At 52.2% G+C, this 15,623-nt stretch carries 12 protein-coding genes; 9 read left to right on the top strand and 3 right to left on the bottom strand.

The features are described from left to right. Position 1 precedes the first annotated feature (1 nt). Together HMPREF2696_RS04485 and ppk1 are read right to left on the bottom strand one after the other, a co-directional pair. Positions 2–2,017 (bottom strand): prolyl oligopeptidase family serine peptidase, encoded by a 2,016-nt coding sequence (locus HMPREF2696_RS04485; RefSeq protein WP_004519025.1) that lies wholly within the window; start codon positions 2,015–2,017, stop codon positions 2–4. A 102-nt stretch (positions 2,018–2,119) separates the two neighbouring features. After that, complete coding sequence (ppk1, locus tag HMPREF2696_RS04480) at positions 2,120–4,177, bottom strand: polyphosphate kinase 1 (protein WP_070587957.1); 2,058 nt, start codon at positions 4,175–4,177, stop codon at positions 2,120–2,122. A 208-nt stretch (positions 4,178–4,385) separates the two neighbouring features. Here ppk1 and fabI point away from each other — a divergent pair, with 208 nt between their 5' ends. Next, positions 4,386–5,174: an enoyl-ACP reductase FabI gene (fabI, locus tag HMPREF2696_RS04475; RefSeq protein WP_003748060.1), complete on the top strand. Its 789-nt coding sequence runs from the start codon at positions 4,386–4,388 to the stop codon at positions 5,172–5,174. A 448-nt stretch (positions 5,175–5,622) separates the two neighbouring features. Beyond that, on the top strand, positions 5,623–6,066 hold the full coding sequence (gene mscL / locus HMPREF2696_RS04470) for a large conductance mechanosensitive channel protein MscL (RefSeq protein WP_036492108.1): 444 nt from the start codon (positions 5,623–5,625) through the stop codon (positions 6,064–6,066). 252 nt (positions 6,067–6,318) lie between these two features. Here mscL and HMPREF2696_RS04465 read toward each other — a convergent pair whose 3' ends face one another. After that, complete coding sequence (locus HMPREF2696_RS04465) at positions 6,319–9,201, bottom strand: Rne/Rng family ribonuclease (RefSeq protein WP_070587955.1); 2,883 nt, start codon at positions 9,199–9,201, stop codon at positions 6,319–6,321. A 515-nt stretch (positions 9,202–9,716) separates the two neighbouring features. On the opposite strand from HMPREF2696_RS04465, the gene HMPREF2696_RS04460 reads away from it, so the two are divergent. The 7 genes from HMPREF2696_RS04460 (at position 9,717) to HMPREF2696_RS04430 (ending at position 15,572) form a co-directional block, all read left to right on the top strand. Then, a complete protein-coding gene (locus HMPREF2696_RS04460; protein WP_039861877.1) occupies positions 9,717–10,703 on the top strand; it encodes an RluA family pseudouridine synthase in 987 nt (328 codons plus the stop codon). Between the two features lie 10 nt (positions 10,704–10,713). Further along, entirely contained in the window at positions 10,714–11,364 is a 651-nt protein-coding gene (locus tag HMPREF2696_RS04455) for an HAD-IA family hydrolase (RefSeq protein WP_004519035.1), read from the top strand. Between the two features lie 55 nt (positions 11,365–11,419). After that, positions 11,420–11,941 carry a DUF4189 domain-containing protein gene (locus HMPREF2696_RS04450; RefSeq protein WP_004519036.1) on the top strand — a complete coding sequence of 174 codons (522 nt, stop codon included), beginning with the start codon at positions 11,420–11,422 and terminating at the stop codon, positions 11,939–11,941. 61 nt (positions 11,942–12,002) lie between these two features. Further along, entirely contained in the window at positions 12,003–12,641 is a 639-nt protein-coding gene (locus HMPREF2696_RS04445) for an MBL fold metallo-hydrolase (protein ID WP_004519037.1), read from the top strand. Positions 12,642–13,100: 459 nt separating this feature from the next. Further along, entirely contained in the window at positions 13,101–13,616 is a 516-nt protein-coding gene (locus HMPREF2696_RS04440) for an outer membrane protein assembly factor BamE (protein WP_070587953.1), read from the top strand. Between the two features lie 8 nt (positions 13,617–13,624). Then, positions 13,625–14,053, top strand: coding sequence for a hypothetical protein (locus HMPREF2696_RS04435; protein ID WP_049332858.1), 429 nt, complete (start codon positions 13,625–13,627; stop codon positions 14,051–14,053). Between the two features lie 301 nt (positions 14,054–14,354). Continuing rightward, positions 14,355–15,572: an MFS transporter gene (locus HMPREF2696_RS04430; RefSeq protein WP_004519041.1), complete on the top strand. Its 1,218-nt coding sequence runs from the start codon at positions 14,355–14,357 to the stop codon at positions 15,570–15,572. Positions 15,573–15,623: the final 51 nt, after the last annotated feature.

Here is a 15,623-nt window from a genome sequence, read left to right as displayed (position 1 = left end):
TCTACCCCAAAAACTCTTTCAAAAACAGCAATACGCAGGTAAGTTCGTCGGCGGATTCGCGTTGCGTACCGTTGCCGGTATGGCCGCCGCCGTCAGGCGAGTAGAGCCAAGATTGCGGCGAGGTTTCGCGCAGTTTGGCGTAGAACTTGAGCGCGTGGGCGGGATGGACGCGGTCGTCGCTGAGGCTGGTGGTAATGAGCGCTGGCGGATAATTGATGCCGTCTGAAAGATTGTGATACGGCGACAATTCGCCCAGCCAGCGTTTGCAGACTTCGTATTTTTGCGGATTGCCGTATTCGTCCGTCCAGCTTGAACCGGCGGAGAGCAGCGGATAACGGATCATGTCGGTCAGCGGCACTTCGCACACCAGCGCGCCAATGCTTTGAGGTTCGCGCACGAAGGCGGCGGCGGTAATCAGGCCGCCGTTGCTGCCTCCCTGCAAGCCGATGTGTTTGGGCGAACTGATACCGCGTTCGGACAAATCGCGCACGACGGCAAGCAAATCATCAACGCTTTTATGTTTGCTGATTCCCTGCGCCGCCTGATGCCAACGCGGGCCGAATTCGCCGCCGCCGCGGATGTTCGCCAACACAAAGGCATTGCCCTCTTCCAGCCAATATTTGCCGACGCTACCCAAATAATGCGGCAATTCGGGAATACCGAAACCGCCGTAGGCATAGACTAAGGTCGGCGTGTCGGGCGTGGCGTTTTTGCCGACGTGGAAATAAGGAATGCGCTCGCCGTCGGCTGAAGTCGTCCAAAACTGCTGCACGTTGATGCCGTCTGAATCGAACTGCTGCGGCTGACGGCGCATGACGGTCAGTTCCATCACGTTCAAATCCAATGCAAACAGCGTCAGCGGTGTGGTGAAATCGCTGGCGGCAAGGTAAACCACGTCGCCGCCCCACGGTTGGTCGGTCATTTCCAACGCGCCCGAAGGCAGGCGCGGCAGTTCGACTTCCTGCCATTTGCCGTCGGTAAAACGCCATGCTTTCAGACGGCCTTGTACGTTTTCCAGTAGGCTCGCCACCACAAAACGCTTGGTCGTTTCCACGCTTTCTAATGCCTGCGTTTCATCGGGCGCAAACAAAAGCTGCGCCGCGCCTAATTCGCCGCGGTTTAATTTTACTGCCACCAATGCGCCGCTCGGATAGCTTTGGTTCGCGCGGTTCCAGTCTTTGCGCAGCGTCAGCAAAAGATGTCCAGCCAGATAGCCGACTACGTCGCAATCGTTGGGCAGGTTTAACGGTTTCGCCTCGCCTTCGGCTGAGACCTGCAAATAGGTTTTGGTGTAAAAACCGTCCGACGCTTCAATCAAATCAATCGGCGAACCCTGCGGATCGAGGTAACGCCACGCGTTTACCATCATGCCGTCTTTGGCAATTTGATACACCGGCAGGCTTTCCTCGAAACTCTTGCCGCGTTCCACTAGCCATACTTCGCGCGGATAGCCCGATTCGGTCAACTGGCGTTCGTCCCAAGCCGGACACACCCACACGCTGTTTTCATCGCGCCACGACACATGGTTTTTGCCTGCCGGAAAGTGAAAACCGCCTTCTACCAACTCCCCTGCTTCCAAATCCACTTCCAGCGTGTACGCCGTATCGCCGCCCGATTTGCTCAGTGTTAACAACGCGCGGTTGGGCTTTTCCACCAAGTGCGACACGCCGCCCAAATATACATCGTCGCCGAGCAATTCATCGAAATCCGCCACTGAAAACAGGATTTTCCACTCGGGATAGCCGGAACGGTAAGTCGCCGCGGTACATACGCGGTACACGCCCTTCGGATATTCCGCATCCTGATGAAAATGGTACATCCGCGCACGGTGTTCCTGACAAAACGGAATCTGCCGCGTGTCCTGCAACTGCGCCAAAATGCCGTCAGACAATTCGCGCGCCTTGTCGTTTTCTAAAAAACGCTTGCGCGTTTCGGCATGCGCCGCGGCGGCAAAATTTTGCGTTTCGGGAGATTCGAGGTTTTCAAAATGGAGATAGGAATCGGGATAAGATTTCATAGGAAAAGGCCGTCTGAAAGATTGGGAAACGGAATTATAACGGCAAAATCAAAAAAGGCCGTCTGAAACCTGCATTTCAGACGGCCTGAGACATTATTCAACTTAACGTCCGTATATTTTCCACAAACCTTCCTGCAAACCAAACGCAGGCTCGCCGTCTTGCGGCTGGGTGCGGACGTAGCTGCCGTCAGGCTGCATCAGCCAAGCCTGGGTATTGTCTTCCAAGGCCATTTCCAAACCTTCGCGGATCACGCGTTCTTTGAGTTCGGGCGTGGTAATCGGCGTGGCGACTTCAATGCGGCGGAAGAAGTTGCGACCCATCCAGTCGGCGCTGGAGATAAAGGTATCGTCTGCGCCGTTGTTATGGAAGCAATACACGCGCGAATGTTCGAGTTGGCGGCCGATGATGGAGCGGACGCGGATGTTTTCGGATAAGCCTTTTACACCCGGGCGCAAAGTACACATACCGCGCACAATCAGGTCGATTTGCACGCCTGCCGCGCTGGCTTGATACAACGCATCAATCACGCCCGGCTCGATGAGGGAATTCATCTTGGCGGTAATCCGCGCCGGTTTGCCGGCTTTGGCGTGTTCGGTTTCCTGCTTGATGCGGTCGATGACCATTTTGTGCAGGGTAAACGGGCTTTGATAGAGCTTGTTCAGACGGCCCGGCTTGCCCAAGCCTGTGATTTCCATAAACAAAGTGTTCACATCGGCAGTAATCTGATCGTCGGCGGTGATGATGCCGAAGTCGGTGTAGATGCGCGATGTGCCTTGGTGGTAGTTGCCGGTACCGAGGTGGGCATAACGCTTGAGCACGCCGTCTTCGCGACGGATAACCAAAGCCATTTTGGCATGAACTTTGTAGCCGAATACGCCGTACACGACGTGCGCGCCTGCCTCTTCCAGCTGTTTCGCCCAGTTGACGTTGTTGGCTTCGTCAAAACGCGCCATCAGTTCGACGACGACGGTAACCTGCTTGCCCGCCAGTGCGGCCTTCATCAATGCGCGCACAAGCTCGGAATTGCTGCCGGTGCGGTAGATGGTCATTTTAACGGCCAACACATCCGGATCGGCCGCTGCCTCGCGTATCATTTGGACAACCGGATCGAAAGACTGATACGGGTGGTGCAACAAAATCGGCGACTGTTTGACCAGTTTGAATACGGAGCCGTTTTTGCGCAAGGCTTTCAGACGGCCTGCATTGCGCGGCGGGAACTTCAAATCCGGCCTGTCCACCAAATCGGGAACGGCATTGAGGCGCACCAAATTAACCGGCCCTTTGACCTGATACAGCTCGGCAGAAGTCAGCTTGAACTGGGCAAGCAAGAAGTCGTGAATATGCGCCGGACAAGTGTCCGCCACTTCCAAGCGCACGCCGTCGCCGTATTCGCGGTCGTGCAATTCGTTTTGAATCGCGGCACGCAGGTTTTTCAAATCTTCTTCATCAACCGTCAAATCGCTGTCGCGCGTGAGGCGGAACTGATGGCAGTCTTTAACCTTCATGCCGGGAAAGAGTTTGCCGACATGGGCGTGCAAAATCGAAGACAAGAACACAAAGCCTGCATCGCCGCCGCAAATTTCAGACGGCATGGGAACGACGCGCGGCAAAATGCGCGGCGCCTGCACAATCGCCATTCCTGACGGACGGCCGAACGCATCCGTACCTTCGAGTTCGACGGCAAAGTTGAGCGATTTGTTTAACGGGCGCGGGAACGGATGCGAAGGATCAAGGCCGATGGGCGTGAGAATGGGCAACAGCTCGTTGTCAAAATAATTTTCAATCCATTTTTTCTGCGCGGCCGTCCATTTGTGGCGGCGATAGAAATGAATACCGGCGCGGCTGAGTGCAGGCTGCAATACTTTGTTAAACAGATCGTACTGCTCGCGAATCAAGGCCTGTGCCTCTTTTGCCACCGCTTCGATGGTTTCGGCCGCAGTTTTGCCGTTGTCGAGCGGCTGATGCGGGCGCAATTTATTTTCGCGTTTCAACCACGCCATGCGCACTTCAAAAAATTCGTCCAAATTGGAAGACACGATGCACAGAAAACGCAAACGTTCCAACAAAGGAACTTTCGTATCCTGCGCCTGAGCCAGTACACGGCGGTTAAACGCCAACAGGCTGAGTTCTCGGCAGAGAATGCGGTTTTGCTCGGGCATGGTTCACTCCTGAAACATCGGTCATTAACACCATCAAGTATAACGTTTTGCCGACGTTCCGTCAGGTTTCAGACGGCCTTGACAGAAAACCTTATCCCTATTTGAGGCAAGACAAAGGGTTATCCGTTGTTTTCTATACCGAAACAGCGGTTTTTGCTATAATGCGCCTTTTAATGCAACCTCAATACCACTGCTAAAGGATAAGAAAATGGGCTTTTTGCAAGGCAAAAAAATTCTGATTACCGGCATGATCTCCGAGCGTTCCATCGCTTACGGCATCGCCAAAGCCTGCCGCGAACAAGGCGCGGAATTGGCATTTACTTATGTTGTCGACAAACTGGAAGAGCGCGTCCGTAAAATGGCGGCCGAACTCGGCTCCGAACTCGTGTTCCGCTGCGACGTTGCCAGCGACGACGAAATCAACCAAGTTTTCGTTGACTTGGGCAAACACTGGGACGGCTTGGACGGCTTGGTTCACTCCATCGGCTTCGCCCCTAAAGAAGCTTTGAGCGGCGACTTCCTCGACAGCATCAGCCGCGAAGCATTCAACACCGCTCACGAAATCTCCGCATACAGCCTGCCTGCGCTGGCAAAAGCCGCCCGTCCGATGATGCAGGGCCGCAACGCCGCAATCGTTGCACTGAGCTACTTGGGCGCCGTTCGTGCCATTCCTAACTACAACGTTATGGGCATGGCCAAAGCCAGCCTCGAAGCCGGCATCCGCTTCACTGCCGCCTGCCTGGGCAAAGAAGGCATCCGCTGCAACGGCATCTCCGCAGGCCCGATCAAAACCCTGGCCGCTTCCGGCATCGCCGATTTAAGCAAACTCTTGGGCCACGTCGCTTCCCACAACCCATTGGGTCGCAACGTTACCACTGAAGAAGTCGGTAACACAGCCGCCTTCCTGCTGTCCGACCTCGCTTCCGGCATCACCGGCGAGATTACGTACGTTGACGGCGGTTACAGCATCAACGCACTGAACGACGAAGAGAACTAAACGGTTTACACGCAAAACGCACTTTCATGATGAAAGTGCGTTTTTTATGACTATTACATTATGGCTTGAATAACTGCATAACCAAAAAGGCCGTCTGAAAGTCAAATACGGATACGAAACATTACCTTTACAGACTTTCAATGATTATGTTTTCAACATTATTATATTATCATTCTACCTCAATTTGAAATTCCGATAGAGCATTGATTCTAAAGATAACATTCATGTTATCTGATACTTAGCCACGGATAAAAAGTGGTGCAAAAAAGTAACAAAAAAAATTCAGACGGCCTGTTTTTCATACAAAAGGCATAGAAGCCGGACATTTTTAGCATGAAATACAAAATTTAACATTATTGAAATTTTCTTAACTAATAAAGCGTTAATATGCCTGCCGTTTTATTGAACTACATCTGATTTTGACTCAAACACATACAGGAGATTAATTATGTCAATCGCTTCAGAATTTAAAGAATTTATTATGCGTGGCAACGTTGTCGACCTCGCAGTCGGTATGGTTGTCGGTACAGCATTCAGCGGCATCGTCAAATCATTGGTTGACGATGTAATCATGCCTCCTATCGGTCTGCTGATCGGCGGCGTTGATTTCTCCAACCTGTTCATCACCCTGAAAGACGGCGCACAAGCCGCTCCTGCAGAAGGTTACGCCAATCTAGCAGCCGCTCAAGCAGCCGGTGCCGTTACCCTGAACATCGGTCTGTTCATCAATACTGTGATCAGCTTCCTGATCGTTGCCGCTGCCATCTTCTGTGTGGTTAAAGCCATCAACTCTGTGAAAAAAACCGAAGCTCCTGCTGAAGAAGCACCGGCAGAGCCTAGCGAAGAAGTTCTGTTGTTGCGCGAAATCCGTGACTCTCTGAACAAAAAATAATCACAATACCCAAACATACACACACAAACCAAGGCCGTCTGAAACCATTTCAGACGGCTTTTCTCATACCAATTTTCATTAAGCCCTTCCTATTGAAAAAAACATGCCTTCCCTTTCTCAGCAATCTATCCTGCTTTTTCAACCATGAAGCAACGCTCATGGTAAACACAAAGAAAATAAGAGCAGCATAACTCCTTGCCAATAAAAAAGCCCGATGCGTTCAACATCGGGCTTTTAACTGGAAAACCAATCTTAATCTTTGCGTGTTTCCACCAAAATCATTTCGACTGCTACGTCTTCCACTTCTACTTTAGGCACATCCGAACGGCGTGTTTTAGCAACCGGTTCAGGTTGTGGCTGCGCGGCAAAAGCGGCAACTGCTTGCGGATCGGTTTCAACGAAGATTAAATCGCCCAAGCTCTCAGGCACAACGATTGCGACAGGCGCTGCTTCAGCTACGGCTTCAGTTTGTGTGGCAACAGTTTCGGCTGGTGCTTCAACTGGTGCAACAGTAGCCGTTGCATTCGGAGACAATACCGCAGCAATGGCTTCTTTGACGTTGCTGACTGCAGAAGCAAGCAGGGCTTGTTCGGCATCAGCGCCTTCAGTTTGCGCTACAGCAGGCTCGTCTTCGCTTTCAATCGCAAATACGAATGGCTCTGCGCTGGTCACTTCAGGCTCGGATACCACAATCACCAGCGGCTCGGCATGATCATCTTCCTGCGGCAAAGGCACATTTTCAGTTTCGGCGGTTTCGTTCAAACCCAAAACATGCGCCACGGCAAAGAGGACTTTGTCGGCGGTGTCGGTAATGTTCAGGTATTGCTCGATTTTTGCCGAAGACGGAATATTGCGTTTTTTGCTGTTTGAACGGCGGTCGTTGCGGTTGTTGCGCTGACGGTTGTTACGGTCGCGTCCTTGACGGCCGTTGTTTTTCACGCCTTCTTCACTGCGGGCGTTGTTGTCCGCTTCAACTTGCGCCTGTTCGCCATCGGCTTGAACGTTTGCGTCTTCAACATGGCTTTCCGCATATTGGTTACGGTTGCGCTCGTTACGGCCGTTGTTGCGGCGGCGTTTATTGCCGTTTTGTTCCGCTTGGTTTTCAGACGGCATCTCAGCCAGTGCGGCCACTTCTTGAACGTTTACGTCTTCAACCGTTTCCTCGACACGGTTACGCTCGTTATTGCGCTCATCGCGGCGGTTGTTGCGGTTGCGGCTGCGGCGGCTTTCTTTACGCTCGTCGTTGCGGCTTTCGCTTGATTTGTTTTCTTCAAACTTACTGTCGGCGGCTTCGGCATTCACTTCGCGCACTTCGACTTTGCTGCCGTCGTGTTTGTTGTTGCGGCGCGGATTTTGACGGCGGCTGCTCGAACGGCGGTTGCCGTTTTGGCCACGGTTGTTTGCCGTGCGTTTTTCAGCAGGCTCTTGAGCGACTGCGGCAGGCGCAGGTTCGCCGCCGAAAATGCGTTTCAACCAAGCTTTGAAGCTGTCCCACCAAGAGGCTTTTTTCTCAGGGGCGACAGTTGGCGCAGGCTGGGTATGGCGCACGCCTTTGACGGCAGGCTCAGGACGGGCTGCTTTGGCTTTTTCGCTACCGAAAGGTTTGGCAGATTCGTCTTCTTCCGGCTCGGCAACGCGTTTGTAGCTCGGTTCGCCGTCTTCTTCTACGTCATCAATGCGGATGCGGTTGATTTCGTAGTGCGGATTTTCCAAATGGATATTTGGAATCAGGACGACGTTTACATCCAAACGCTCTTCCATCGCAAACAGCTCGGCGCGTTTTTCGTTCAACAGGAAGGTGGCGACATCGACAGGCACCTGTGCGCGTACTTCACCGGTGTTGTCTTTCATTGCTTCTTCTTGAATGATGCGCAAAACGTGCAGGGCGGTGGATTCGATGCCGCGGATGACGCCGGTACCGGCGCAGCGCGGACACGCAACATGACTGCTTTCGCCCAAAGCCGGTTTCAAACGTTGGCGGCTCAATTCCAAAAGGCCGAAACGGGAGAGTTTGCCCATTTGCACGCGGGCGCGGTCTTTTTTGAGCGCGTCGCGCAGGACGTTTTCAACATCGCGCTGGTGTTTCGGGTTTTCCATGTCGATGAAGTCGATGACGACCAAACCGCCCAAGTCGCGCAGGCGCATTTGACGGGCGACCTCTTCGGCGGCTTCCATATTGGTTTTGAACGCGGTGTCTTCAATATCCGAGCCGCGTGTGGCACGCGCAGAGTTGACGTCGATGGAAACCAGGGCTTCGGTATGGTCGATCACAATCGCGCCGCCGGAAGGCAGGCTGACGCTGCGTGAGAACGCACTTTCGATTTGGTGTTCGATTTGGAAACGGGAGAACAGCGGCGTGTGGTCTTGATAGAGTTTCAGACGGCCTACATTGCTCGGCATGACGTAGCTCATGAATTCGGCAACTTGGTCGTAAACTTCTTGATTGTCCACCAAAATCTCGCCGATATCGGGACGGAAATAGTCGCGAATCGCACGAATCAGCAGCGAGCTTTCCATAAAGAGCAGGTAAGGGTCATGGTGTGCTTTGCCTGCTTCTTCAATGGCTTGCCAGAGCTGTTTGAGGTAGTTCAAGTCCCATTCCAACTCTTCCGCGCTGCGGCCGATGCCGGCGGTGCGGGCGATGATGCTCATACCGTTCGGAATGTCGAGTTCGGCCATGGCGGCTTTCAACTCTTGGCGCTCTTCGCCTTCAATACGGCGGGATACGCCGCCGCCGCGCGGGTTGTTCGGCATCAATACCAAATAGCGGCCGGCCAGGCTGATGAAGGTGGTCAGTGCCGCGCCTTTGTTGCCGCGCTCATCTTTTTCGACTTGGACGATAACTTCCATGCCCTCTTTGAGCACGTCCTGAATACGCGCCCTGCCGCCTTCGTAGTCGCGGAAATATGAACGCGATACTTCCTTAAACGGCAAAAAGCCGTGGCGGTCGGTTCCGTAATCGACGAAACACGCTTCCAGCGACGGCTCGATGCGGGTAATGATACCTTTGTAGATATTGCCTTTACGCTGTTCTTTGCCCAGCGTTTCGATGTCCAAGTCCAAAAGGTTTTGGCCATCGACAATGGCAACGCGCAGCTCTTCGGCCTGCGTTGCGTTGAATAACATTCTTTTCATAGTCACCTCGTGAACAGCGGCCGTTTGATTTGTGAATATCTTTTTCAGACGGCCTGTCTGTCCGGTTGGCACTCTTCAAAGGCAAGATGGGAAAATCCCCGTGTAACCAGTATTTGATTTGAAATCCGCAAGGTTGCATGCTTGAACTCAAGCCATGTGCGGACGGATTCGGATAAAGAAGGAAATAAAGAACAATGCGGCGGAAAGGTTGATGGTTCCGCTGCCGTCCGAATGCTGATGCTTCGGACAAAATTAAGGCAGCCTACATCTTCTTATTATCGTAGCGCCGGTAATTTCGGACGGTGCTGCGCGGACTGCGTCTTACGCCCGGCCGGACGGCAGGTTCAATTCAAACTTAATTACGGGATTGCGTTTGCCGGCTTTGAACAAACACAAGGAAATGCTTTGCGGAGTGCGTTTTTAATATAAAATCTCGTTTTAACAATAAATCCGTTTCAGACGGCCTGCGACGGCAGGTTCGAGTCCCGAAACGGACGTTTGGGATTATAGAGAAAATGCACGCAATACGCAAAGATTCAGTCAGCCTGATTGCCGTTGCCGAACACGAGGAAGGCCAACGCCTTGATAACTATCTGATAAAAATCCTCAAAGGCGTCCCGAAAAGCCATATCCACCGCATTATCCGCGCCGGCGAAGTGCGGCTGAACAAAAAACGCTGCAAACCCGACAACCGCATTCAGGCAGGCGATACTATTCGCATTCCGCCGATACGCATCGCAGAAAAACAAAGGCCGGCTGAAAACCAGGCCGCGCCAGCACGCGAGTTTGACATCGTTTACGAAGACGATGCGCTTTTGGTCATCAACAAACCGTCCGGCGTTGCCGTCCACGGCGGCAGCGGCGTGAGCTTCGGCGTCATCGAACAAATCCGCCGCGCCCGTCCCGAAGCGCGTTATCTCGAACTCGTCCACCGCCTCGACAAAGACACCAGCGGCCTTTTGATGATAGCCAAAAAACGCAGCGCCTTGGTGAAACTGCACGAAGCCATCCGCAACGACCATCCGAAAAAAATCTATCTCGCGCTGGGTGTCGGCAGGCTGCCGAACGACCGCTTCCACGTCAAGCTTCCCCTGTTCAAATACACCGGCGCACAAGGTGAAAAAATGGTGCGCGTCAGCGAAGACGGCCAATCCGCCCACACCATCTTCCGCGTGTTAAACCGTTTTTCAGACGGCCTTTTGCACCAAGTCGGCCTGTCCGACCTGACCTTTGTCGAAGCCACCCTGAAAACCGGCCGCACCCACCAAATCCGCGTCCACCTACAATCGCAAGACTGCCCCATTGCCGGCGACGAACGCTACGGCGACTATCAGGCCAACAAACGCCTGCAGAAACTCGGTTTGAAAAGAATGTTCCTGCACGCTTCCGAGCTGCACCTCGCCCATCCGCTGACCGGCGAAAAACTAATCCTGAAAGCCCACCTGCCGCAAGAATTAGCGCAATTTGTTTTAATGCTGGAAAATCAGGAAAAGGCCGTCTGAAAGGAAACCCATGAAACCCAAACTCATTATTTTCGACTGGGACGGCACGCTTGCCGACACCACCAACCCCATCATCCACACCTTTCAACAAAGCTTTGCCGATTGTGGCCTGCCCGTTCCCGAAGCCGACCAAATCCGTCCGCTCATCGGATACAGCCTGTCCGGCATCATCCGCCGCCTTGCCCACAACGTCAGCGAACACGTTCAGGAAACCCTGATTGAGACCTATGCCGCGCACTACCTCAATCCCAACAACCGCAACATGACCCTGTTCACCGAAGCCCTGCCCTGCCTGCAACGCTTGAAACAACAAGGCTATTGGCTTGCAGTAGCGACCGGCAAAGGCCGGAGCGGCTTGGACAAAGCCATTGCACAAACCGACACCCAAGCCTTTTGGCTGGAAACCGCCTGCGCCAGCGAATATCCGTCCAAACCCGCGCCCGACATGGTACTCGCCCTCTGCGACCGACTGGGTGTTGAACCGGAAGAGGCCATCGTCGTCGGCGACACCACCCACGACCTAGAAATGGCCGCCAACGCCAAAATCCGTGCCATCGCAGTCACCACCGGCGCACATACCGCCCAACAGCTTTCCGCCCTGCCCCATGCCGCCATGCTCAACAGCTTGGCCGAATTGCCTGATGTATTGGAAACCTTATAAATGATGGCGTGCATCAAACGACAAAGATTTAGATAACTAACCGATTGGACTTGAAATGAAAAAATTGCTTTTTGTGTTATTAGGGCTGGCAGGCCTTAATGTCTGCGTTGCCAACCCTACTTATGATGCAACCAGAGGTGCGTTGCAAAATGACCCTGGTCTATGCCAATACGGCTACAACTCCAATTGTGGTTCGCCTGGTCAACGTCAACAAAGACGGACTACGGAAATTATCAATATCAAGGTTCCATCAAAATACGGAGCCTGGGCATTTAATCCTAAAACTGGTATTACAGGTGGCGCACTTGATATGAATTCTCGTGAGGAAGCAGAAAGAGAAGCCATTAAAACCTGCGAACAAGGGGGTAGAAATAAACCATGTAAGATAGGTGTTTGGGTACGTAATAGTTGTATCGCCGTTGCACAAGGTAAATTGGGTAAGAAAGTAGAAACTTTCTATGGAATGGAACCTATCCCCGGCCACGCTGAACCATCTGCCTTGAGAAAATGTCAAGCATCTGGAAGCTCTCAATGTACTATTGTTGTTAACGAAGGTTGCTCACTACCTAAATTCTAAATAGACCAAAGGCCGTCTGAAACGTAGACAAACATTAAATAAGCATTTCCTAGGAACACCCATGGCACTCCAATTTGAAATCAACGCCGTTACCCCCTTCCGTCAAAACTGCACGCTGATTTGGGATGACGAAACAAAAGAAGCCGTTTTGACCGATGTCGGCGGCGACGTACCCTATTTATTGCAACAAGTCCAAAACAAAGGCCTCAAGCTGACCGCCATTTGGCTGACCCACGGCCATCTTGACCACGCAGGCGGCGTGGTTGAGCTTTTGAAAACCTGCGACGTACCCGTTCTCGGCCCGCACAAAGACGACGAATTCCTGCTCCAAGCCCTTCCGCAAACGACGGCGCAATACGGCTTCCCCGTTTCTCCGTCATTCACGCCGACACGCTGGCTGGAAGAAGGGGAAACGCTCAAAGTCGGCAACCATAGCTTCCAAGTCCTCCACATTCCCGGCCACACTCCCGGCCAAGTCGTTTTTTACAACGCCGAAAATGGTCTTTTAGTCGCAGGCGATGTTTTATTTTATGAGACCGTTGGTCGCACAGATTTTCCGCGCGGCAATCATGATGACCTCATAAACAATATCTGCGCTAAACTATTAACCCTGCCTGAAACCACGCAAGTGATAGCCGGACACGGCCGCATGACCAGTATCGGGCATGAGAAAAGGTACAATCCGTTTCTGGTTCGTTAATATGAATGTTGTATAAAGCCAACATTCTGGCATACACAGATTATGCGTATAAAGGAAAACTGGCATACAATTTGCAGGGATAACACCCGAAAGATTAAGTACCTAATCTCCGGCAAATGCCAAAATGAACTAAAGCACAAAGATAACAAGGTGTTACGCAATACAACCTGATTTATCGAAAACTGGACATCTCTAAACCCCAAGCCTTACTCGCAGTGAAATTGTTACAAAGTGACAATAAATGTCAGTCAGGCCGTCTGAACGGTTCTGCCGATTCAGGCGGATACAACGGAGATGAGGCGCAATGCCCTGCCGGAATGTGCCGATGTTCTGTTTGTCAAACCGTCGGGTACATCTTTAAGAAGCACAACATTATTTGGGTAAACCGGCAAACTCGCTGCCGGCACTAACAGGCCGTCTGAAAAGTTCGGCTGGTAAAATCAATAAAAGGATTATCAAATGAAAAAAATCGCAAAAGTGGGCTTCGTCCTGCTGGCTACCGGCCTGCTGGCCGCCTGTGCTACTAAGAGCAAAATCACTCCTGAAGGCACTACCGACGAGCCACGCTTCCCTAAACCTTACTCCCTGACCTTCAACAAAGACCGCGGTACATTCCCGACTTTTGACGAGCTGGATCAAATGCGTCCTGGCCTGACCAAAGACGACATCTACAAAATCCTCGGCCGTCCTCACTACGACGAAGGCATGGTTGGCGTGCGTGAATGGGACTACCTGTTCCACTTCTACACCCCAGGCGTAGGCGTTGACCCTGAAAACACTTCCGGCGTTGAAGGCATCACTACTTGCCAATACAAAGTGATCTTCGACAAAGACAAATTTGCACGCAGCTTCTTCTGGAATCCAGTATTCCCTAAAGATGCCGTATGTCCTCCTCCAGCACCTACACCTAAACAAGAGCCTCAAGTGATCATCCGCGAGATCATTAAAGAAGCTCCTCAACGCATCCGTCAATAAGGACAAATTTGAAACGGATCCTATTAGGTATAGCCTTGGCAGCAGGCCTGAACTCTTTGGCCGCTGCTGATGCTGTCAGCGACTATATCCAACGCAAAAAAGTTGTGGTCAATACAGCTAAGGCAGAGCTTTGCTTTGCCGATGACGGTCAGTGCCATCCGGTACTGATTGGCAAGACCACTCCGAAAGGCAAATTCAATATGACGCCGATGATGACCAGCAAACCGGGTTACGGTGGCGAAGTTATCGGCTTTAAAGAAGAAAATGACTTTCTGTTTGCATTACACAGGGTATGGACGCTCAAGCCGCAGGAAAGACGCATGGAACGCATCGCTTCTCCTCATGTGGCCGACCGCATCATAACCAATGGTTGTATCAACGTACAAAATAATGTGTACGAAAAACTGCGTCAGTATTTCATTCTGGAAATCATCTGATGTAAGTCAGTCAAACAAAGGCCGTCTGAAACTTTTCAGACGGCCTTTCTTCTCAAACGAAAATTCAACGGCAATTTGCTTGCTCCGTCAGTACCAAACGAAGAATATTTGACCGCTTCATCCTCAATTCATCCTCAAAGCCATATCATTTTTTACCATATCCAAAGAACCAACGGTTATTTATGCCGTTTCTCGCCCAATGCTAGAATCGCGCGTTTATATATCGGCTCGCCGAGAAATCAAATAAATAATATAGTGGCAGGAATAGCTTTTATTCCCTGCCCCCTTACACACAAACATCATGACCGATTCTTCTGCCAAATTACCTAATTTGTGGCTGCTGATTGCCGCTGCCGCCTCCATCCTGCTGATTACCATCGGCATGAGGATGACTTTAGGGCTTTTTGTCCTGCCCGTCGTCAACTCAACCGAATTGAGCATGACCCAGTTCAGCCTGATTATTGCCGTTTTCCAATTGATGTGGGGCATATCGCAACCCTTGTCCGGCGCGTTGGCCGACCGTTTCGGCGCGTTTAAGGTTTTAGCCGGCGGTACGGTTCTATTGATTGCTGCCTGTCTGATGGTGCCGCAAATGCCGACTTATTGGGGGCTGATGCTGGGTATCGGTTTATTGTTGGCATTCGGTACGGGTTCGGGCGGATTTTCCATCATTATGGGACAGGTCGCCGCCAAAACGCCGCCTCATCGGCGCGGCTTGGCTTCCGGCCTGGTCAATGCAGGCGGGTCCGCAGGGCAATTTTTGTTCGCGCCGCTGGTTCAAGGTTTGATTGCCCTCCCCCACGTCGGCTGGACGGGGACATTTTACGTTTGGGCAGTCATTGCCATCTTGATTTTGCCGATTTCTTGGTGGCTGGCCGGCGGCAAACATGCTTCTCATACCGTCCATACCGACGACGGCGGCCAAACCCTGAAGCAGGCCGTCTGTAAGGCTTTCGCCAACCGCAGCTATATCTTGCTGCATTTGGGTTTCTTTACCTGCGGTTTCCACATCGCCTTTTTGGTTACCCACCTGCCAACCGAAATTTCACTTTGCGGCCTCCCTGCTACGGTCGCTTCGACCTCCATTGCCATTATTGGTTTGGCAAACATCGCTGGCTGTATTTTTTCAGGCTGGTGTACCGGCAGATTTTTGGGCAAATACGTCCTCTTCGGTTTATATGCTTCGCGTGTCGCCATGATATTGATTTATCTGGCCGCCCCTAAAACCGATTTGAACTTCTATCTTTTCGCCGCCGGACTCGGTTTCACTTGGCTGGCAACCGTCGCCCCCACCGCCGCCATTACCGGCAAACTTTTCGGTACGCGCTACTTGGCCACCCTCTTCGGGTTGACCATGTTGAGCCACCAAATCGGCGGCTTTTTGGGTTCGTACATCGGCGGCATCGTCATCACGCGCTTCAACGATTACGGCTGGATGTGGTACGCCGACGCAGTCTTGGCAGGCACGGCCGCCCTGTTGAATTTACTGATTCATGAACGGAAAGCGGCTGCCGCCTGACGCGGAAACCTTGACATTCTAAGGCCGTCTGAAACGTTTCAGACGGCCTTT

It is taken from the genome of Neisseria sp. HMSC058F07 (assembly GCF_001810035.1).
Classification (GTDB): Bacteria; Pseudomonadota; Gammaproteobacteria; order Burkholderiales; family Neisseriaceae; genus Neisseria; species Neisseria perflava.
The sequence above is the reverse complement of the archived record's forward strand: the minus strand, read 5'-3'. Positions and strand labels throughout refer to the sequence as shown.

Excerpts from the sequence above, each read along its gene's own strand:
- HMPREF2696_RS04485 (WP_004519025.1), bottom strand. The coding sequence starts at position 2,017 with ATGAAATCTTATCCCGATTCCTATCTCCATTTTGAAAACCTCGAATCT.
- ppk1 (WP_070587957.1), bottom strand. The coding sequence starts at position 4,177 with ATGCCCGAGCAAAACCGCATTCTCTGCCGAGAACTCAGCCTGTTGGCG.
- fabI (WP_003748060.1), top strand. The coding sequence starts at position 4,386 with ATGGGCTTTTTGCAAGGCAAAAAAATTCTGATTACCGGCATGATCTCC.
- mscL (WP_036492108.1), top strand. The coding sequence starts at position 5,623 with ATGTCAATCGCTTCAGAATTTAAAGAATTTATTATGCGTGGCAACGTT.
- HMPREF2696_RS04465 (WP_070587955.1), bottom strand. The coding sequence starts at position 9,201 with ATGAAAAGAATGTTATTCAACGCAACGCAGGCCGAAGAGCTGCGCGTT.
- HMPREF2696_RS04460 (WP_039861877.1), top strand. The coding sequence starts at position 9,717 with ATGCACGCAATACGCAAAGATTCAGTCAGCCTGATTGCCGTTGCCGAA.
- HMPREF2696_RS04455 (WP_004519035.1), top strand. The coding sequence starts at position 10,714 with ATGAAACCCAAACTCATTATTTTCGACTGGGACGGCACGCTTGCCGAC.
- HMPREF2696_RS04450 (WP_004519036.1), top strand. The coding sequence starts at position 11,420 with ATGAAAAAATTGCTTTTTGTGTTATTAGGGCTGGCAGGCCTTAATGTC.
- HMPREF2696_RS04445 (WP_004519037.1), top strand. The coding sequence starts at position 12,003 with ATGGCACTCCAATTTGAAATCAACGCCGTTACCCCCTTCCGTCAAAAC.
- HMPREF2696_RS04440 (WP_070587953.1), top strand. The coding sequence starts at position 13,101 with ATGAAAAAAATCGCAAAAGTGGGCTTCGTCCTGCTGGCTACCGGCCTG.
- HMPREF2696_RS04430 (WP_004519041.1), top strand. The coding sequence starts at position 14,355 with ATGACCGATTCTTCTGCCAAATTACCTAATTTGTGGCTGCTGATTGCC.